The following is a 19,418-nucleotide window of genomic DNA, read 5'->3' as shown; positions in this document are numbered from 1 at the left end:
GACCGAACCCGATGGAAGCCTATATCTACGACGCCGTACGCACGCCGCGCGGCAAAGGCAAGAAGGATGGCAGCCTGCACGGCGTGACGCCGCTGCGCCTGGCCGCAACCGCACTGCGCGCCATCCGTGACCGCAATCAGCTCGACACCGCGTTGGTGGATGACGTGGTGCTCGGCTGCGTCGAGCCCGTAGGCGAACAAGGCGCCTGCATCGGCCGCGTGGCGGTGCTTGCCGCCGGCTATGCCGAAACGACGGCCGGCGTGCAAATCAACCGCTTCTGCGCCTCTGGCCTGGAGGCCTGCAACATGGCCGCCGCGCAGGTGATGGCCGGGCAGAGCGACTTCGCCATCGGCGGCGGCGTGGAGAGCATGTCGCGCGTGCCGATGGGTGCCAGCGGCGGTGCGTGGCCGGTCGATCCGGCCGCCGCCATTCCGCTGTACTTCGTGCCCCAGGGCGTGTCAGCCGACACCATCGCCACCCAGTCTGGCTACAGCCGCCGCGATGTCGACGCCTACGCTGCCGAGAGCCATCGCCGCGCGCATGCTGCCGCCACGGCAGGCCGGTTCACAGGTTCCATCGTGCCGGTGCGCGACCAGAACGGTCTCACCATCCTCGACCGCGACGAGATGATCCGCCCGCAAACCACGGTGGATACGCTCGCACAACTCAAACCGTCGTTTGCGGAACTCGGCGAGCAATACGGCTTTGACGCCGTGATCCGCCAGCGTTATCCGGAGCTGGAGCGCATCGAACACGTGCACCACGCCGGCAACAGCTCAGGCATCGTCGATGGCGCCGCCGCTGTGCTCATCGGCAGCCGTGAGGCGGGCCAGCGTGCCGGCCTCAAACCGCGGGCACGCATCCGCAGCTTTGCGAGCATCGGCTCGGAGCCGTCGATCATGCTGACCGGCCCGTCCTACGCCGCCGAGAAAGCGCTCAAGCGCGCCGGTATGCGCGCATCCGACATCGACCTGTACGAACTCAACGAAGCGTTCGCCTCCGTGGTGCTGCGCTTCATGGAGGTCATGGCCGTGCCGCACGACAAGATCAACGTGAACGGCGGCGCGATTGCGATGGGCCATCCGCTGGGCGCAACGGGCGCCATGATCCTCGGCACGCTGCTCGACGAGTTGGAGCGCCGTGGCGCCAGCACGGGCCTCGCCACGCTGTGCGTGGGTGCGGGCATGGGCACCGCCACCATCATCGAACGCATCTAAGGGAGCGCCGACATGATCGACATCACCATCGACGCCGACGGCATCGCCACGCTCTCGTGGAACCAGCCGGGCCGCGCACAGAACGTACTCAACGGCGAGACTTGCGCCGCCTTCTTCGCCGCCATCGACCAGGTGGTGGCGGATGCCAACGTCAAGGGCATCCTCATCACCTCCGCCAAGCCGGATTTCATTGCGGGCGGCGATCTGGAATGGCTGCAGGCCAGCGACGACGCGGCCACACTGTTCGATCGCACGTGCGAACTGCACCGCGCGTTGCGCAAGCTGGAAACCTGCGGCAAACCCGTCGCCGCCGCGCTGCCCGGCTCTACGCTGGGAGGTGGGTTGGAGATTGCACTCGCCTGCCACTACCGCGTGGCCGCCGACAACGCACGTGCGCGTTTCGGCTTGCCGGAAGTCACGCTGGGCCTGCTGCCGGGCGGTGGCGGCACGCAACGGCTGCCGCGTTTAATTGGCGTGCAGAAAGCGCTGCCGATGCTGCTGGAAGGCAAGCGCATCAAGGCTGCCGAGGCGCTCAAGCTCGGCATCGTCGATGCGGTGGTCAATGCCGGTGAGGAAGCCGACGCCGCACGCGCGTGGCTGCTTGGCGAAGGCCAAACCCACGCACAGCAACCGTGGGATATCAAAGGCTACAAGGTGCCCGGTGGCGGCATCTCCAGCCCCGCCGTGCAGCAGATCTTCACGGCGGCCAACGCCATGCTGCGGCAGAAGACCTACGGCAACTACCCGGCGGCGGCCAGCATCCTGTCATGCGTGTACGAAGGGCTCATCACCGATCTGGATACGGGCCTGAAGACGGAGGCGCGCTACTTCGTGCAGGCCGTGCTCTCGCCCGAGGCACGCGCGATGATCCGCACCCTCTTCTTCAGCCTGAACGCCGCCAACAAGCTAGCCGCACGCCCTACCGATGTGCCGGTGCGCCGCTACGCCAAGGTGGGTGTGCTGGGCGCCGGCATGATGGGTGCCGGCATCGCATACGTCACGGCCAAGGCAGGGCTGCCGGTCGTACTGCTCGACAGCACGCAGGAAGCCGCCGAACGCGGCAAGGACTACTCGCGCAAGCTGGTCGAGAAACAGGTACAGCGCGGCCGTCTGCATGCGGAGCAGGCCGAAGCGCTGCTCGCACGCATCAAGCCCACTACGCGCTATGCCGATCTGGACGGCGCCGAACTCGTCATCGAAGCCGTGTTCGAACAGCGCGACATCAAGGCCGATGTCACACGCCAGGCCGAAGCCGTGCTGTCGCCGGATGCCATCTTCGCGTCCAACACGTCCACGCTGCCGATCACCGGGCTGGCGGAGGCCAGCAGCCGGCCGGGCAACTTCATCGGGCTGCACTTCTTCTCGCCGGTCGACAAGATGCCGCTGGTGGAGGTGATCGTCGGGCGCCAGACCTCGCAGACCACGCTGGCGCAGGCGCTCGACTACGTGCGCGCCATCGGCATGACGCCCATCGTCGTCAACGACAGCCGCGGCTTTTATACGAGCCGCGTGTTCTCAACCTACGTGCTCGAAGGGCTGGCGATGCTGGCCGAGGGCGTGGCCCCTGCCCTCATCGAAAACGCCGGGGTACAAGCGGGCATGCCGGTCGGGCCGCTGGCGCTCATCGACGAGGTGTCGAGCGAGCTGATCCATAAGGTCAACCAGCAGACCCGCGCCGACCTGGGCGTCGCCTACATCGAGCGCCCCGGTGAAGCCGTGGCCGAGCGCATGGTGGCGCTGGGCCGCATCGGCCGCAAGGCGGGGCAGGGCTTCTACGACTATCAGGAGGGTGGCAAGAAGACGCTGTGGCCGGGGCTGGCGACGGAATACCCGAAGGCCGCCACGCAGCCCGACGTGCAGACGCTGGTCGATCGGCTCGTCACCGTGCAGGCGGTGGAAACTGCCCGCTGCCTGGACGAACGCGTGGTGACCGACCCGCGCGATGCCGATGTGGGTGCATTGCTCGGCTGGGGCTTCCCGGCATTCCGGGGCGGGCCGGTATCGCACATCCACCGCGTGGGTGTAGGCGCGTTCGTCGCACTGTGCGACCAGTTGACCGACAAGCATGGCCGCCGTTTTACGCCGCCCGCGTTGTTGCGCGACATGGCCGCGCGGCAGGCTGCGTTCTACGATCGCTGATCCACACACACAAACAGGAGCCGCACGATGTCCGTCCTGCACGTGATCGACAAGGCCGAGCTGAAGGCGTTGACCACGCCATCAGACTGGCGCGCATGGTGGGTCACGGCGGTCAACTTTGCGTTGATTGCCGCGGCATTTGCATTGCCCGCTGTGTGGCCGCATCCGCTTGCGTGGGGGGTGGCGTCCATCGTGCTGGCAGGGCGCGCGCTGGGGCTGGGCATCCTCACGCATGACACGGCGCATCTGGCGTTCTTCCGTTCGCGGCGCATGAACGAATGGGCGGGGACGTGGCTGTTCGGCGGCCTGCCCAACGTGCCGTACCGGGCGTATCGCAAAGGGCATCTGGAACATCACCGCACTGCCGGCACGGCCAATGACCCCGATCTGGCCTTCGTGCACGGCTACCCGGCCACGCGGGCGAGCCTTGCGCGCAAGCTGCTGCGGGACGTGTCGGGCATCAACGGCGTGAAGAACCTCGTCTATCAGGTGCAGACGTTCCATTGGAAGACGACCGTCCCCTTCCTCATCTCGCATGGCGTGCTGTTCGGCACGCTGTGGGCGCTGGGCGTGCCGCAGGTCTACGCCTGCTGGTGGATCGGCATGGTGTTCGTGTTTCCGCTGCTGGTGCGCGTGCGGGTGATGAGCGAGCACGGCGGCGTGCCCGACCACCTCTCGCGCGACCCACGCGAGAACACCGGCACCACGCTGGCTGGGCCGCTCGGGCGGTTGCTGATCGGCCCGAACCGGGTGAACTTTCACGTTGAACATCACCTGGCTGCGAGCGTGCCGTCTTACCAGCTGCCTGCCCTGCACCGGCTGCTGACACAGCGCGGCTACTACGCACATGCCCGCTGTGTCGCGCCCTCGTACTGGGCTGTGATTCGCAGGTGCATGGCGGCCTATACCTCAGACAGGGTAGACCCCACACCCGCGGCCAACCTCCCCCGCGCCCGGGCGCGCGGCATGCTCGACAACATGCGCTGAACCGCCAGCGCACCGCGTTGCACCCAAACACCAATCTCAAGGCGCGCATGCACTGGCAAACGATTGCGCTGTTCTAGCCCCCCTCCTACCGTTTGGCTTAAGACACAGATGATCTGCTCCGATATAGAGTGATGTGCATGGAGTTGCCGAAACCCCGGGCCGCAAAACGTCCCCCAGAGACGACTGGCCCCGGAGACAAATGGATGAGCTCACCCTGGAGTGGGGATGGCCGCGGCGCAATCGAAGGCTTCAGATGGCACGACGTCAGAACGGCGAAGGCGGCCGGGGAGACCCTCTGGGCTGCGCTGGCTGCTGTCGCCGCTCAACCTCGGCGTGGCGGCATGCCTGGTCTTCATCTGGTGGTTCACGTTCCACCAGCTCACGAAGGAGCATGACCGGCTGATCCGCGACGCAGAAGCGCGCACCGAAGTCGAAGCGCAGGCCTTTGGCGAGTACTCGCTCGGCAGCACGCGACGCGTGTCGGAATTCCTGCTTGACCTGCGCGCCAGCTGGCTGGCTGGCCGCGAGGTGTTCGAACAGGTCATCCACGAACGGCAGGAAGTCGTGCGCGACCTGACCTTCCAGGTGGCCGTCATCGATGAGAACGGCATGCTGGTCTACTCCAGCATCGGCCCCGTCACCGACCGCGTTGACCTGAGCCAGCGCGAGCACTTTCGCGTGCACAAGGCATCGGGCGGACGCGACACGCTGTTCATCAGTGACCCGGTCCAGGGCAAGGTCTCGAAAAAGTGGTCCATCCAGTTCACGCGGCCCATCCTCAAGGCTGGGCGCTTTGCGGGCGTGGTGGTGGTGTCGGTCAGCCCGGAGCAGTTTGCCGGCTTTGCCAACACGCTCACCGTGGGCAAGGACGGCGTGGCCACCATCATCAAGGACTCGGGCCTGATCATCGCCCGGGTACCCAACCCGACCGTCGGCATGGAAAAGCCGCCGCGCAAGCGCCAGTTCAACCAACCGGGTGCGCCGGAAACGGGCAGCTACCGCGTGGTCTCGGGCACCGACGGCATCGAACGCATCATCGGCTATCACCATGTGCCCGAGATCGGGCTCTACTTCCTGGTAGGCGAGTCAGTGGCATCGGTGCTGGAGCCGTTCGAGACGTACCGGCACACCGCGGTGGTGGGGGGCATTGCCTCGACCTTGCTGATGGGGCTGCTGTATCTCACCCTGCGTCGGCAAATGGCTGAGCGCAAGCGACACCTGGAAGAGATGCGCATGGCCTCGCTCGTCTATGCGTCCAGCAGCGAAGCGATGATGGTGACGACGCTCGACGGCGAGGTGGTCGACATCAACCCGGCCTTTACCGTCACGACGGGCTACAGCGCGCAGGAGTTCAAGGGCCAGCCCAGCGATGCCATCCGCTCCGAATGCAACGAAGGCGCCGTCGTCGATGCCATGCGCTCGGCCGTTGCCGACAAGGGCACGTGGAGTGGTGAATACCTGATCCGCCGCAAGGACGGCAGCGAGTTCCCCGCCTTGCTGACCATCGACACGTTTGCCGGCAGCGCGCTGGGCGAACCGCGCCGCGTTGCGCTCATTCACGACATGACCGAGAAGAAGCGCGCGGAAGAGGTCATCTGGCGGCAGGCCAACTTCGACGCGCTCACCGATCTGCCCAACCGGCACCTGTTCTATGACCGTCTGCGCCAGGAGATTGCACGGGCCCGCCAGTCGCACTCGCAAGTCGCGCTGCTGTTCATTGATCTGGACCGCTTCAAGGAGGTCAATGACACCCTTGGCCACGACCAGGGCGACATCCTGCTCAAGGAGATCGCGCGCCGCATCTCGGCCATCGTGCGCGGTACCGATACGGTCGCGCGGCTGGGCGGCGACGAGTTCACCATCATCCTGCCGGACCTGTCCGATGCCGGCGCCGCGGCGCCCATCATCCGGGCCCTGCTGGCGCGGATCGCGTCACCGCTGCGGCTTGGCCAGGAAAGCGTGGAGGTGTCGGCCAGCATTGGGCTGGCGCTGTACCCGCGCGATGCGGACAGCGCAGAAACGTTGCTGGTGCGCGCCGATCAGGCGATGTTCGCCGCCAAGAGCGCCGGGCGCAATCAATGGGCCGTCTTCACACCGGCATTGCAGCGGGCGGAACAGGAGCGATTGCGCATCACGAGCGACCTGCGCGTGGCGCTCCAGCAAGACCAGCTCGCGGTGCACTACCAGCCCATCGTCGACATGCAGACCGGCAAGGTACGCAAGGCGGAGGCGCTGATCCGCTGGACGCACCCCGCGCGCGGCGAGATCGATCCGGCAGATTTCATTCCGGTGGCGGAGGACTCGGGCCTGATCGTCGAGATCGGCAAGTGGGTGTTGAACCAGGCGCTGGACCAGCTCATGCACTGGCACGCCACGCTCGACAACGCGCTGCAGGTGTCCGTCAACAAATCGCCGATAGAGTTTCGCGTCAACGCCACGGGAGATCAGTCCTGGCCCAAGGTGGTGATGCGCAGGGGCATTCCACCGCACAGCCTGGTTGTCGAGATCACGGAAGGTTCTTTGATGGCCGACAACGCCGATGTGGTCGAGCACCTCAATGACTTCCGTCGCGCCGGCATTGACATTGCGCTCGACGACTTCGGCACCGGATACTCCTCGCTGTCGTACCTCAAGCGCTTCGATATCGACTACATCAAGATTGACCAGTCATTCGTGCGCAGCCTGGCGCATGACGCGAAAGACATCGCGCTGTGCAGCGCCATCGTCAGCATGGCACACGCACTGCGTATCAAAGTCATTGCCGAAGGCATCGAGACCGAGGAGCAGCGCGCCATCCTCATGGCCGCCGGATGCGACTACGGGCAAGGCCACCTCTTCTGCCCGCCAGTGCCGCCGGCAGCGTTCGAGGCCTTTGTGCTCGAACGGCAGCTCGCCGAAACCTAGACGCTGCGGCCGGCACCCGCGCCGGTGCCGATCACCGTGCGGTTCTTGCCTTCGTGCTTGGCTTGGTACAGCGCCAGGTCGGCGGCTTCGATCAGCGTGGTGGTCGGCACATCGTGCACCGGGTTGACCATCGCGCCACCCACGCTCACGGTCACGTATGCACCCGTGGACGAATGCACGTGCGGCACCTGCAGCGCCTCGATTGCGCTCCGGATTTTTTCAGCCAGTACCGTCAGCCCCTCTGCGCTGGTGCCGGGCAACACGACGGCAAACTCCTCGCCGCCAAAACGCGCGGCCAGATCACCGGGTCGGCCCAGACACGTTTCCACCGTGCTGCCGATGCGCTTGAGCACCTCGTCACCCGCAACGTGGCCGTAGGTGTCGTTGTAGAGCTTGAAGTTGTCGACGTCGATCATCAGGAACGACAGCGTCGTGCCTTCGCGTGCACCGCGTCGCCACTCGGCGCCCAGATACTCGTCGAGATAGCGGCGGTTGGCCAGGCCCGTCAGGCCGTCGGAGTTGGTCAGGCGGCGCAGCTCCAGGTTGGCTTCCAGCAACTGCTGCTGCGACTGGCGCAGCGCGCGGTAGGCCTCATCGCGCTGCAGCAGGTTGACGTACGAACGCGAGTGGTAACGGATGCGCGCGAGCAACTCGATGCGGTCCGGCAGCTTGACGAGATAGTCATTGGCGCCCGCGGCAAACGCGGCACTCTTGATGACCGGCTCTTCCTTGGTGGACAGCACGATGATGGGCACATCGCGCAGTACCGGGTTGGCGCGGTAGTCGCGCACCAGCGTCAGGCCGTCGGTGCCCGGCATCACCAGGTCTTGCAGGATGACGGTGGGCCGCGTCTGAATGGCGGCGATCATTGCCTCGTCCGAACGCGCGCAGTAGTGGAAGTCGAGGCGCTCTTCGCCGGCCAGCGCCTGGCGCACGGCCTCGGCCACGATAGCCTGGTCGTCCACCAGCAGCACCATCACCGGTACGTCGGCAGCCGCCGGCGTATGCAGCAGGGCACGCGCCGCCTCCAGTGTGGCTTCCGCCACAGGAATAGGCTTGTCTTCCGGGCCATCCAAGCTGTCTGGGCCGCCTGGACTGTCGTGTGGTTGGTTGGTCATGTGATGCTCCCCGTTTTTGGTTATGTGTGGTCGATCATGGCCCGTGCCGCGTTCATTTGCGCACGAGCACCGTGAGTTCATCGGCAATGCGGCCGAGCGGCAGGATGGCGCGTGCCGCATCCAAGGCCGCCGCTGCCTTGGGCATGCCGTACACTGCGCTGGTCGCCTCGTCCTGCGCGATGGTGTGATAGCCCTTGGCACGCATCGCCTTCAGGCCGATGGCACCGTCGCGCCCCATGCCCGTGAGCAACACGCCAATGGCGGTGCCCTGCCAGTGTTCGACCAGACTGTGAAAGAACACATCCACAGACGGCCGATAAGGCGTGGCGGCCGGCTCTCGTGTGTAGCCGAAGGTGCCGCCGGGCAGCGCGTGCATGTGGTCATTCGTGGCCGCCAGCAGCACCTCGCCGGCACGCGGGCGATCTCCCTCGACGGCCACGCGCACCTTCAATGCAGTCTGGCCATCCAGCCATTCGGCCATGCCGGCGGCAAACGCCTGGTCCACGTGCTGAACCACGGCAATGCTGGCCGGAAACTCCACCGGCAGCTTGCCCAGCACCGCAGCCAGCGCAGTGGGGCCACCCGCAGAAGCACCGATCGCGACCAAGGGCACCGCACCGCCGCGCACAGGCGCAATGGCGCGCGGCTTGGGCATGACGGGTTTTTCCAGCAGGCGGCCAATCTGGTCGATCTTGGTCAGCAGTGGGTGGTTGCACTCGACATCGGTGCCGCTGGTCAATGTGGGGGTATCAACGGCATCCAGTGCCCCCGCGCCCATTGCTTCGTACACGCGCCAGGCGTTGGCGCCCACGCTGCTGGTGACCACCAGGATCGCGCACGGATGGCTCGATGCCATGATGCGGCGGGTGGCCTCCACGCCGTCAAAGCGCGGCATGATCAGATCCATCAGCACCACGTCGGGCGGCTGCGCGGCGCAAAAATCCACCGCCTGCGCGCCGTCGGTCGCCACCCACAGCACACGGTGCTCGGGCCGGCGCGCAATCGTGCGGCGCATGGCTTCCACCGCCAGCGGCATATCGTTGACGATGCCGATGTTCATGTCCGCGCCTCTCCAATCAGGTCTCGCACTGCGTCGAGCAGTGCTTCATCGTGGAAACTGCCCTTGGCGAGGTAGTAATCGGCGCCGGCTTCCAGCCCGCGGCGGCGATCCTCCTCCCGATCCTTGTAAGACACGACCATCACCGGCAGTGCCTTGAGCACCGCATCGCGCTTGATGAGCGTGACCAGCTCGATGCCGTCCATGCGTGGCATGTCGATGTCGGTGACGACGAGGTCGAACTGAGCGCCACGCAGAGCGTTCCAGCCGTCCATGCCGTCCACGGCCACGGTAACGACGTAGCCGCGCTTCTCCAGCAGCTTGCGCTCCAGCTCGCGCACCGTGAGCGAATCATCCACCACCAGCACATGCTTGCGATGCTGCACGACCACACCCTGCCCGCGCTGCACCTTGTCGAGCTGGCCACCACGCACGAGCTTGTCGACCGAGCGCAGCAGATCATCCACGTCGACGATCAGCACGGCGTCGCCGTTCTCCATCAGCGCCCCGGCGGCAATGTCGCGCACCTTGCCCAGCCGTGCATCCAGCGGCTGCACGACCAGCATGCGCTCGCCCAGGAAGCGGTCGACGGCAATGCCGTAGGTCTCTGCCCCTTCGCCAATGACGACCACTGGCACACTGTCGCGCGCCTCACCCGGTGGCTGCGTGCCGAGCAACTGGTGCGCGGTCACCAACCCCACCGGGCGGCCATCGAAGCGGAAATGCTGCTGCCCTTCGAGCATGTCGATCTCGGTACGGGCCAGCTCCAGCGTGCGCCGCACGTAGGCCAGCGGAAACGCATACGCCTCGCCGCCCACATCCACCAGCAGGCTGCGGATGACCGACAGCGTGAGCGGCAACTGCAGCATGAAGCGCGTGCCGCGACCGGGCTCGGTCTGAATGCGCACCGTGCCGCGCACCGCCTTGACCATCTCGTGCACGGCATCGAGCCCGACACCACGGCCAGACAAGTCCGTCACCTGCTCGCGCATCGAGAAGCCCGGCAGCAGCAGGAAGTCGAGCAGTTCATGGTCCGACAGGCGGCTGGCGGTATCGGCATCGGACAAACCGCGCCGCACCACCGCTGCACGCACGGCTTCCAGATCGATGCCCGCGCCGTCATCCGCCACGGTAATCAACAGCTTGCCAGCACTGTGGCGCGCCTCCAGCGTAATGCTGGCCTCGGCGGGCTTACCCTGTGCCTCGCGGTCTTCCGGGGTTTCCACGCCGTGGTCGATGGCGTTGCGCAGCAGATGGCCCAGCGGCGCATCCAGCATGTCGAGAATGTCGCGATCAACCTGCGTGGCTTCTCCCACGATGGCAAAGCGCACGCGCTTGGCCAGCGAACGCGCCAAGTCACGCACCACGCGCGGGTACGCATGTGTGGCATCGCCAAAAGGGCGCATGCGGCATTGCAGGGCTTCGTCGTACAACTGCTGTGCGAGGTGCGTGCTGCGGCGGTCGAAGCGGTCGAGATCGTCGATGTGCTCGCCCAGCGTCTGCTGCATGTGGCCGAGCATCTGGCGCACGTCGTTGAGCGCGGCATGCATGTCGGCATCGGCATGCGGGTCCAGCCGCTCGACCAGGGTTTCGTACAGCGTATCGAGCGCCAGCGTGGCCGAGCGGTGGCTGCGCTTGACGCGCAACATCGACTCACCAAACGGCTTGAGCCAGCGTGACTCCACCAGCGATTCCCCCGACAGGCTCAGCAGCCGGTCGAGGTTGTCGGCACGCACACGCAGCATGCGCTGCCCGTCGTGGAAACCTCGGCGCGTGGCACCGATGGGCGCGCGATGTGGCGCCGGCGTAATGGGCTCGGGCGGTAATTCGGGTTGCGGTTCCGGCAGCGCGGCCGGTGCCGGGGCAGACAGCGCCGCCACCTCGGCATTCAGCAGGGCCATCGCGGCCTTCAGCGTGGCGTCTTCGGCGGCCTGCTCGGGGTCGGCAAACGTTGTAGTGGCAGGCCCAGCTTCAGCGCCATCGGCGGCAGAGAACGCAGCGAGCACGGCGTCAATCTCCGCGCGCGGCACTTGCCCAACGGTGGCGGGCTGGCCGACACGCAGCAGCAGATCCGTCCCGCGCAGCAGTACATCGATATGCGCGGCCGTCAGCACCAGTGTGCCGCGCTGCGCGGCCACGAACCATTCCTCCATGCGGTGCGCGACGTCCACACCGTCCTGCAGGCCGATGATGCGCGCAGCCCCCTTGAGCGAGTGCGCGGCCCGCATGCAGGCTTCCAGCGCGGCGGCGTCGGTGGGGGCGCGTTCCAGCGTCAGCAAGCCGGTCGACAGCACGCGCGTCTGCGTCTGCGCCTCTTCGTGAAACAGCGCGAGCAGCGATTGGCGGCCCAGATCGTCATCCATGCTCATCGCAGGCTCCGGGCAATCGAATCGAACAGGCGATCGGCATCGAGCAGGCCGATGGTGGTCTCGCGCCAGGCCAGCACGCCGCGTGCGTGCGCCGTGGCGGCGGCGATCAAGGTGGACGGCACCGGCAGCAAGGCAGACGCCGGAAAGCGCAGCACACCCTCCACCTCGTCCACCGGGAAGACGGCCGGCTCATCCTGGTACGCAGCCACCAGCAGGCGCGCGTAGCCATTGCGGCTCGAGTGCTTGCCACTGCGCGACAAGTCCAGGCCCAACAGTTCGCCCAGCGACACCGCCACCGTCAGTGCGCCGCGAATGTTGACCAGCCCCAGCACCACCCGATTGCGCCGATGCGGCAGCGAATGGATGGCGCGTGGCTCGTCGATCTGACGCAGTGCGGTGGCCGGCAGCGCCAGCCATTCGTCGGCAATGCGGAAGACGAGCACGGCCAGTTCTGCGTCGATCTGGTCGTGCGCACGCAGTGGCGCGGCGTCGCGGTGGGCCCGCGCGGCGGCTTCCAGATCGTCCTGGCTGAGTGCGCGGTCGAGCAGCGCGGCGGCACCTTGTTCAAAGACGGGGCAGTTCAGGCAGCGCGTGTACGTTGGCAACTGCGGGCAGGACTGATCACCGCGGGTGCCGATGCGGTTCCAGCAGTCATCAACGAGCGTGGTGACGCCCGCGTGGTCATGGACGGCGTGCGCCATGCGTTCCTCGTGAGTACTGCGGTGGTTCGGATGGTGCAGAGGGTCCGGAAGGCGCCCTGCCCTGGCGCGCCAAGGCCCGCTCTGCACGCAGCATGAGCTGGCGTGCGCCGACCGTGTCGCCGGCCACGTCCAGCAACGCGGCCAGGTGGGTCAGGGCTTCGTAGTGCGCCGGTTCCAGGTACAGCGCCTTGCGGTAGAAGTCGCCCGCATCGGTGTGGCGGCCGCGTGCATCGGCAATCAGGCCGAGCAGGTAGAACGTATCGGCTTCGGGCGCCCGCAGGTTGGCGATCTCCAGCGCCACGTGCTCGGCTTCATCAAAGCGGCCGGCGTCGGCCAGCCGGCGTGCCTCCGCCAAGGTGGGCGGCTCGGGCAGCAGGGCGTCCAGAACGGGGATGGCCGGTACGGCCAAGGTCGCAGGCCGTGCCGAAAACGCGGGAGCCGGCTTGGCGGCCGGCACGCGCGCCGCCACCGGACGCACGGGCACGGTCGGCAGCGTAATGCCGGGCAAACCCACCGGCGCCGCAGCGGGCTTCTCGGGTGGCAGCGGCAAGCGGAACGGTAGCGGTGTCCGCACACGCTTCTCACCCGCGGGCGTGCGCTGGAAGGCAAACGCCAACGGAATGCGCGCAGAACTCATGGCGTGGCGCATCATCAGGCCCGTCTCCGCCGGGCCGACGAAGATCATGCCGTCGTCCGCCAGTTGTGAATCGAGCCGGCGGATCGCCTGGTCCTGCGCATCGCGGTGGAAGTAGATCAGCACGTTGCGGCAGAAGATGAAGTCGTAGCGCCGATCCTTGGTCAATGCATCAGCCGGTGCATCAGAAAGATTGGCCTGCGCAAAGCGCACCAGCCCGCGCACGGCGTCGTTCAACTGCCAGCCGCCTTCGGCCTCGGTGAAATGGCGTTCGCGGAAGTTAAGCGGATGGCCGCGAAACGCGTTGCGCCCGTAGACCGAGCGCTTGGCCACTTCAAGCGCGCGTGCACTGATGTCGATCGCGTCGATGGTGAAGCGTGCGGGGTCGATGCCCGCGTCGAGCAGCGCCATCGCCGCGGAATAGGGTTCCTCGCCCGTCGAGCACGGCGCGCTCAGGATGCGCAGCACACGCGTGGGCTCGCGCACGAGCTTCTCACCGGCCTGGCGGGCAAGCGTAACAAAGGCTTCGCGGTCTCTGAAGAACCACGTTTCGGGCACGACCAGCGCTTCGATCAGCGCCTGGCGCTCTTCGGGCGAGGTATTCAGGCGCAGCCAGTACGCGTCGAGCGCCGCTGCATCCACCGTGTTCGGTGCACCACGCGCAGCCAGCATGGCCCGGGTGCGGTCCAGCACCACGCGCTCCAATGTGTTCGTGCCGAGCGATGGCGCATCAATGCCGGTCTCGTGCGAGAGCCAGGCTTCAAAACGGGGGTCAACGGCCACCATGACGATCAGGCCGGCTGTGTGGCTGCGGCTACGGCGGCCGGAAACAGCAGCGCACGCGCCTGCGCATCGAGCATCGCCTGGGCATCGACACGCTGCACGAGGCCATCTTCCAAACTGGCGACGGGCCCGAGCCAACGCGCGTTGGGCATGGCGATGCCGCTGTCGGCAAAACGCGCCGCATCAATGCGGCGCGTGTGGGTGGCGTGTTCGACAATCAGACCGAGCAGTGGTGCATCGCCACCGCGTGTGTCTGCCTCGTACTGCACCAGCACCAGGCGGGTGGAGCGCAGCGGCCGCGCCGCGCGGCCAAGCGCAAGCTGCGGCACGTCAATCACCGGCACCGGCGTGCCATGCCGCTCGATCAGCCCAGCCACCCATGCGGGCGCGCCGGGAATCGCCTTGGGTGCGGCCAGCGGCAGCACTTCGGCAATCTGCGCCACATCGAGCGCATAGCGGTCGCCATCGAGTTCAAACAGGAGGTAAAGCATGGCGATTCTCGCTACAGCAAAAAACTCCGGCAGGCGTCAGGCTTCGATCTTGAAACGCGACACGCCGGTACGAAGCTGGTTGGCCACCAGCGTCAGGTCATCAATCGCCTGCGACGACTGGCGCAGCGATTCCGCCGTCTGCTGCGCGGCCTCCGACAACTGCGACAGCGCCTGCGTGATCTGCTCGGCACCGGTGGCCTGCGTCTGCATGCCTTCGTTCACCATCTGGAAGCGCGGCGCCAGCGTCTGCACTTCGGTAATGATCTGCGAGAGCTGCGTGCCGACCTGCTGCACATCGCGCATGCCGCGCCGCACTTCTTCCGAGAACTTGTCCATGCCCATCACACCGGCGGACACGGCAGACTGGATCTCTTTCACGGTCTGCTCGATGTCGTAGGTGGCCACGGCCGTCTGGTCTGCCAGGCGACGGATCTCGGTGGCAACCACCGCAAAGCCGCGGCCGTATTCGCCGGCCTTTTCCGCCTCGATGGCGGCATTGAGCGACAACAGGTTGGTCTGGTCCGCCACCTTGGTGATGGTCGACACCACCTGGTTGATGTTGGTCGCCTTCTCGTTGAGGATCGCCAGCTTGGCGTTGACCGAACCCGCCGCTTCCATCACGCCGCGCATGGTGTCTTCCATGCGGGTGAGGCCGCTTTGGCTGGCGCCGGCCAGCGTGGCCGACTGCTCGGCCACGGTCGACACCTCGTTCATGGTGCGCAGCAAGTCGCGCGAAGTGGCGAAGATCTCGCGCGAGGTCGCGCCGATCTCGGTGGTGGTGGCGGCCGTCTCGGCAGCGGTGGCCTGCTGCTCCTTGGAGGTGGCGGCAATCTCGGCCACCGAGGTCGTCACCTGCAGCGACGACTTCTGCGCCTGCGACACCAGGCTCGCCAGCTCTTCGGCCATGCGGTTGAAGCCTTCTTCCAGCGTGCCGAATTCATCGCTGCGGTGCAGGTCCAGCCGCCCAGACAGATTGCCGGTGCGCATGTTGTCGTGCACCTGCACCAGCCGCGCCATCGGCACGGTAATCGCCTTGTGCAGGACGTAGCCGAGCACCAGCGCCGCCAGCAGCACCAAGCCCAGCGCCACGGCCAGCGTCACCTCGGCGCCTTGCACGGAGACGCGGATCTGCCGTGCCGATTCATCGGCCACCTTGCGGTTGTCGGAGACCAGCCCGTCGGCGAGCACCGTGGCTTCCTCCCAGAGTGCGGTGCCACGCACGGTAGCCGCCTGTGCGGCGGGCTTGGAGGTGCGCGCCAGTTGCATGGCCTCGTTGAACATCGGCAGGTACTTGTCAACGACTGCGCGATAGGCGCGGAAGCGCTGGCGGTCGTCTTCGCGGAAGATCGTGGCCTCGTAGGCAGCCGAGTGCTGGTCGAGCTCGCGCACGCTCTGGGCGGCGCGCTCAAGATCACGGTTGGCGGTTGCAGCGTCGGCGTCGACAAACAGGGCACGTTCGAGCGTTGCATGGCTGTTGCGCGTGGCTCCACGCAGCGCCGTCGCCAGATACAGCCCCGGCACGGAGTCGCGCTCCAGGCTCACGGCTTCTTCGTCAATCACGCGCAGGCGGTCGTAAGACACCACCGCCATGACGACCATCAATACGAACAGCACACCAAAGCTGAAGACGATGCGGTTGCCGAGAGAGAACCGGCCGCCGCGAAGCATGCTTGCCAGGGTTGCGTTGCTGATGCGGGGCGTCGCAGAAACCATGTTTAAACCTATCAAACAGATACCGGGAAGACATGGAAGCGGCTCGCAGAGCACACCTCACAAAACTGAGTTGAATGGTAAAGGAACGTATCGGCCACCGGAACCGAAACCTTTGCGATCGGACACAAATTCGGGTAAGTCCTTGCCAGGACAGCCGTCGGCAACATTGCAGTCATTCGGCACGGTGCGGCAAAAGTGCACACTGTGGGCGCGCGTTGCGCCGGGGCACACGCGCGAAAGAAAGACCGGTTTCAACCACCGCGCACGGCACGCGCAAACGCTTGCACTACGTCAGCAGAGGCATCGGTGATGGCCCAGTAGCCCATGCCGGCACTGCGCCAATACATCAACTGATAACCGCGTTCCGTGCGCAGGGCGGGCTCGGCGTCGCCGCCGGCCTCGGGGCGCACGTACAGATCAACCGGATGCTGCGCGGACCGATACACCAGCACGGCCACCGGGCGGCCGTCGATGTAATCCAGCCGCCCGCCGATGAGCGGGAAACCGCGCGTGGCGAGGTCCGTGACCGGCGGCGCGTAGTCGATCCGGCCGTTGAACCAGGGCTTGACCGTGTGGCGGTCCGACGACAGCACATCGGTCTCACGTGCGCCCAGCAGCGCCCGCACATGGCTGGCGGTGATGTCGTGCGCAGTGAGCGCAGCAGCATCAGGCCGGCCGACCAGCACCCCCACGCCAAGCGCCACGGCTGCCAGCGCACCCGCCGCCACGCCGAGGCCCCGGGTTGGCGTAATCAGCCATCCGGCCAGACGCTGCCAGACGGATTCGGCCCGACGCGGCGCGCGGGCAGGCACAGGTGGCGGTGTATGCCGCGCACCGGTTTTGGCCTGCGCTTCAACCTGCACAGCGTGCAGCACGCGCTCGCTCAAACCTGCGGGCGCTTTCATGTACAGCGCTGGCGCGCGCAGCCCCTGGCGCAGCGCCCGCACCACGGTGTCGTGGCGCGTGGCAACGTCCGTGCAGGCCGCGCAGGTGCCCAGATGCGTTTCCATGCGCAGGCTGTCGGCCGCACCGAGTTCGCCATCGGCGCGCGCGGCCAGCAAAGCGCGGATGTCGTCACAGTTCATGGCGGGCCTCCTTGGTACTGGTTCCCGTGCCGCCCGATGCACGGATCGGCGTGACATTGGTGCGCGGGGGCGCGGTGTCTTCGGTCAACAGGCGCGCGAGCTGCTGCCGCGCACGCGCCAGCCGCGACATGACCGTGCCGATGGGTGCATCAACCACGGCGGCAATGTCGCGGTACGGCAGATCTTCCAGCTCGCGCAATACGAGCACCTCGCGATACGGCACCGGCAATTGCGCCAGCGCGGCATGCACCCGGCGCACATCGTCGATACGGGCGAGCAGCGCGGCCGGGTCCACACCGTAGCTGGCGCTGTCGTCATCGGCCTGGGCCTGGCTGGCGGCGGCCTCGTCATTCCACGGTTGGGCGGGTGCCTGCTTGCGGCGCGCGCATTCCGAGAACCACGTGTTGCGCACGATCGCCAGCAGCCAGGGGCGACCATCACCGCCCCGGAATCCGCCAAACAGCCGGAACGCGCGCAGGCAGGCTTCCTGGACGATGTCGTCGGCGTCCTGCGTATCGCCCGAGAGCCAGCGCGCCAGGTTGTAGGCCGCATCGACATGCGGCAGCACCGCCTGGGCGAAGCGCTGGGCGTCGGTGGGCAGATCGAGCGTGGGGTCTGACAGGTCGGACATGGCGGCCTGATGGCGGTTGACGAACGTACTACCGGGGTGCAATCCAGTTTATTCCCGCCGAAAGAAATTTCGTTGAAAACGCGCGTTTTGTGGAATACGCGCCCACGCCGGCCGGTATGACAGACAGGACCGGCGCGCCATCTCTCTTCATTGTTCTCCATTGCGCTGGATCAACGACCGAATCAGCAACCCAACGCAGGGGACACCCCATGAGCAAACAACCCGGACGACGCCAGTTTCTGCAACTGGCCGCGGTCGGCGGTCTGGTGTATGCCTCCGGCCTGCCCGGCTGGCAGGCAATGGCCGCCACCACGCGCGCAGTAGGCGGCAAGCAGGAAGACTTCTATTTCGTGCAGCTATCGGACTGCCACTGGGGCTTCAAGGGCGCGCCCAACCCCGACGCGCGCGGCACACTGCCCAAGGCGATTGCCGCCGTGAACGCGCTGTCTCCCGCCCCTGATTTCGTTGTCTTTACAGGTGACCTCACCCACATCAGCGACGACCCTGACGAGCGCCGCAGGCGGCTGACAGAGTTCCGCGATATCGCTGCCAAGCTCACGGTACCGGTGGTGCATTACATGCCGGGCGAGCACGACGCCTCGCTCGACAACGGCGCCGCCTACATCGAATTGTTCGGCCGCACGCATTATTCGTTCGACCACAAGGGCGTGCACTTCATCGCCATCGATAACGTGTCGGACCCATCCGCACGCGTGGGCGAGGCGCAGCTTGCCTGGCTGGCCGCAGACATCCGCTCGGTGCCGGAGCACACGCCCGTCGTGGTGTTCACGCACCGCCCGCTGTTTGATCTGTACCCGCAGTGGGACTGGGCCACGCGCGACGGTCAGCAGGTAATAGACCTGCTGATGCCGCACCGGAACGTGACCGTCTTCTACGGCCACATCCACCAGGAACACCACCACATGACCGGGCACATCGCGCACCACTCGGCGCGCTCGCTGATGTTCCCGCTGCCTGCGCCACCCGCACCGGGCTCGCAAGCCAAACGCAACCCGATCCCGTGGGATACCGCCGCGCCGTATCGCGGCCTGGGCTGGCGCAGCATCACCGAACACGGCAAGCAGGATGCTGCCACCTGGGCGCTGGCCGAACAACCGATCCAGGCCAGCAGCGAGACCAACGCCACCACCAAGACCCCGGAGACCAGCTGACATGCGCCCCACCCTTGCACTCAACCCCAAGCGGCGCCTGGCGCTGCGTCAGTTCACCGTACTCGCCGCTGGTGCCGCACTCGCCTGCGTTGCGCATGGCGAAGGCCCGCAGGTGATCCGCGTGCACGCGCGCAAGTTCACCTTCACGCCCGACAAGATCACGCTCAAACGCGGCGTACCCGTGGTGTTTGAGTTGACCGGGCAGGACATCCTGATGGGCTTTGCGATTCCGGATTTCAACGTGCGGGCGGATGTGGTGCCGGGGCAGACGGTGCGCCTGGCGCTCACGCCTGACAAGACCGGCACGTTTGATTTCCTGTGCGACATCTTCTGCGGCTCGGGGCATGAGACGATGAATGGGACGTTGACGGTAACATAAGGCAAGCGCAACTCGTACCAAAGAAAACGCCCTGAAAT

General features: G+C 66.5%; 15 protein-coding genes. 6 read left to right on the top strand and 9 right to left on the bottom strand.

Translation table 11 applies throughout. From position 1 onward, the window contains the following. Window positions 1-11: 11 nt before the first annotated feature. The 4 genes from C404_RS34260 (at window position 12) to C404_RS34245 (ending at window position 7,247) form a co-directional block, all read left to right on the top strand. Window positions 12-1,217, top strand: coding sequence for an acetyl-CoA C-acetyltransferase (locus C404_RS34260; RefSeq protein ID WP_021193224.1), 1,206 nt, complete (start codon window positions 12-14; stop codon window positions 1,215-1,217). A gap of 12 nt (window positions 1,218-1,229) precedes the next feature. Next, a complete protein-coding gene (locus C404_RS34255; protein WP_021193223.1) occupies window positions 1,230-3,356 on the top strand; it encodes a 3-hydroxyacyl-CoA dehydrogenase NAD-binding domain-containing protein in 2,127 nt (708 codons plus the stop codon). Between the two features lie 27 nt (window positions 3,357-3,383). Beyond that, window positions 3,384-4,343, top strand: coding sequence for a fatty acid desaturase family protein (locus tag C404_RS34250; protein WP_021193222.1), 960 nt, complete (start codon window positions 3,384-3,386; stop codon window positions 4,341-4,343). Window positions 4,344-4,568: 225 nt separating this feature from the next. Next, window positions 4,569-7,247, top strand: coding sequence for a bifunctional diguanylate cyclase/phosphodiesterase (locus tag C404_RS34245; RefSeq protein WP_021193221.1), 2,679 nt, complete (start codon window positions 4,569-4,571; stop codon window positions 7,245-7,247). Here C404_RS34245 and C404_RS34240 read toward each other — a convergent pair. The 9 genes from C404_RS34240 to C404_RS34200 all read right to left on the bottom strand — a co-directional run bounded on the left by C404_RS34240 (window position 7,244) and on the right by C404_RS34200 (window position 17,829). Then, a complete protein-coding gene (locus C404_RS34240) occupies window positions 7,244-8,365 on the bottom strand; it encodes a diguanylate cyclase domain-containing protein (RefSeq protein WP_021193220.1) in 1,122 nt (373 codons plus the stop codon). The two genes, C404_RS34245 and C404_RS34240, sit on opposite strands and share 4 nt — an antisense overlap. Window positions 8,366-8,417: 52 nt before the next feature. After that, window positions 8,418-9,425, bottom strand: coding sequence for a chemotaxis response regulator protein-glutamate methylesterase (locus tag C404_RS34235; RefSeq protein WP_021193219.1), 1,008 nt, complete (start codon window positions 9,423-9,425; stop codon window positions 8,418-8,420). Next, entirely contained in the window at window positions 9,422-11,791 is a 2,370-nt protein-coding gene (locus C404_RS34230; protein WP_021193218.1) for a hybrid sensor histidine kinase/response regulator, read from the bottom strand. The genes C404_RS34235 and C404_RS34230 overlap by 4 nt, the downstream gene beginning before the upstream one ends. Beyond that, window positions 11,788-12,492: a chemotaxis protein CheW gene (locus C404_RS34225; protein ID WP_021193217.1), complete on the bottom strand. Its 705-nt coding sequence runs from the start codon at window positions 12,490-12,492 to the stop codon at window positions 11,788-11,790. The genes C404_RS34230 and C404_RS34225 overlap by 4 nt, the downstream gene beginning before the upstream one ends. Continuing rightward, window positions 12,473-13,912, bottom strand: a complete 1,440-nt coding sequence (locus tag C404_RS34220; RefSeq protein WP_021193216.1) for a CheR family methyltransferase — start codon at window positions 13,910-13,912, stop codon at window positions 12,473-12,475. Before C404_RS34220 ends, C404_RS34225 begins: the two co-directional genes overlap by 20 nt. A gap of 5 nt (window positions 13,913-13,917) precedes the next feature. Then, on the bottom strand, window positions 13,918-14,400 hold the full coding sequence (locus C404_RS34215; protein ID WP_021193215.1) for a chemotaxis protein CheW: 483 nt from the start codon (window positions 14,398-14,400) through the stop codon (window positions 13,918-13,920). A gap of 36 nt (window positions 14,401-14,436) precedes the next feature. Beyond that, entirely contained in the window at window positions 14,437-16,113 is a 1,677-nt protein-coding gene (locus tag C404_RS34210; RefSeq protein WP_021193214.1) for a methyl-accepting chemotaxis protein, read from the bottom strand. 251 nt (window positions 16,114-16,364) lie between these two features. Further along, window positions 16,365-17,198, bottom strand: coding sequence for an anti-sigma factor family protein (locus tag C404_RS34205; RefSeq protein WP_021193213.1), 834 nt, complete (start codon window positions 17,196-17,198; stop codon window positions 16,365-16,367). Next, the gene (locus C404_RS34200) at window positions 17,188-17,829 is read right to left on the bottom strand and encodes an RNA polymerase sigma factor (RefSeq protein ID WP_021193212.1); all 642 of its coding nucleotides are present in this window, start codon (window positions 17,827-17,829) and stop codon (window positions 17,188-17,190) included. Before C404_RS34200 ends, C404_RS34205 begins: the two co-directional genes overlap by 11 nt. A gap of 209 nt (window positions 17,830-18,038) precedes the next feature. On the opposite strand from C404_RS34200, the gene C404_RS34195 reads away from it, so the two are divergent. Together C404_RS34195 and C404_RS34190 are read left to right on the top strand one after the other, a co-directional pair. Beyond that, on the top strand, window positions 18,039-19,001 hold the full coding sequence (locus tag C404_RS34195; protein WP_021193211.1) for a metallophosphoesterase family protein: 963 nt from the start codon (window positions 18,039-18,041) through the stop codon (window positions 18,999-19,001). A 1-nt stretch (window position 19,002) separates the two neighbouring features. Next, window positions 19,003-19,380, top strand: coding sequence for a cupredoxin domain-containing protein (locus C404_RS34190; RefSeq protein ID WP_021193210.1), 378 nt, complete (start codon window positions 19,003-19,005; stop codon window positions 19,378-19,380). The last annotated feature ends 38 nt before the right edge of the window (window positions 19,381-19,418 follow it).

This window comes from Ralstonia sp. AU12-08 (assembly GCF_000442475.1).
Lineage (GTDB): Bacteria > Pseudomonadota > Gammaproteobacteria > Burkholderiales > Burkholderiaceae > Ralstonia > Ralstonia insidiosa.
This window is presented reverse-complemented; position numbering and strand designations above follow the sequence as displayed.

Coding starts and splice junctions, on each gene's coding strand:
- C404_RS34260 (WP_021193224.1), top strand. CDS start 12: ATGGAAGCCTATATCTACGACGCCGTACGCACGCCGCGCGGCAAAGGC.
- C404_RS34255 (WP_021193223.1), top strand. CDS start 1,230: ATGATCGACATCACCATCGACGCCGACGGCATCGCCACGCTCTCGTGG.
- C404_RS34250 (WP_021193222.1), top strand. CDS start 3,384: ATGTCCGTCCTGCACGTGATCGACAAGGCCGAGCTGAAGGCGTTGACC.
- C404_RS34245 (WP_021193221.1), top strand. CDS start 4,569: ATGGCCGCGGCGCAATCGAAGGCTTCAGATGGCACGACGTCAGAACGG.
- C404_RS34240 (WP_021193220.1), bottom strand. CDS start 8,365: ATGACCAACCAACCACACGACAGTCCAGGCGGCCCAGACAGCTTGGAT.
- C404_RS34235 (WP_021193219.1), bottom strand. CDS start 9,425: ATGAACATCGGCATCGTCAACGATATGCCGCTGGCGGTGGAAGCCATG.
- C404_RS34230 (WP_021193218.1), bottom strand. CDS start 11,791: ATGAGCATGGATGACGATCTGGGCCGCCAATCGCTGCTCGCGCTGTTT.
- C404_RS34225 (WP_021193217.1), bottom strand. CDS start 12,492: ATGGCGCACGCCGTCCATGACCACGCGGGCGTCACCACGCTCGTTGAT.
- C404_RS34220 (WP_021193216.1), bottom strand. CDS start 13,912: ATGGTGGCCGTTGACCCCCGTTTTGAAGCCTGGCTCTCGCACGAGACC.
- C404_RS34215 (WP_021193215.1), bottom strand. CDS start 14,400: ATGCTTTACCTCCTGTTTGAACTCGATGGCGACCGCTATGCGCTCGAT.
- C404_RS34210 (WP_021193214.1), bottom strand. CDS start 16,113: ATGGTTTCTGCGACGCCCCGCATCAGCAACGCAACCCTGGCAAGCATG.
- C404_RS34205 (WP_021193213.1), bottom strand. CDS start 17,198: ATGAACTGTGACGACATCCGCGCTTTGCTGGCCGCGCGCGCCGATGGC.
- C404_RS34200 (WP_021193212.1), bottom strand. CDS start 17,829: ATGTCCGACCTGTCAGACCCCACGCTCGATCTGCCCACCGACGCCCAG.
- C404_RS34195 (WP_021193211.1), top strand. CDS start 18,039: ATGAGCAAACAACCCGGACGACGCCAGTTTCTGCAACTGGCCGCGGTC.
- C404_RS34190 (WP_021193210.1), top strand. CDS start 19,003: ATGCGCCCCACCCTTGCACTCAACCCCAAGCGGCGCCTGGCGCTGCGT.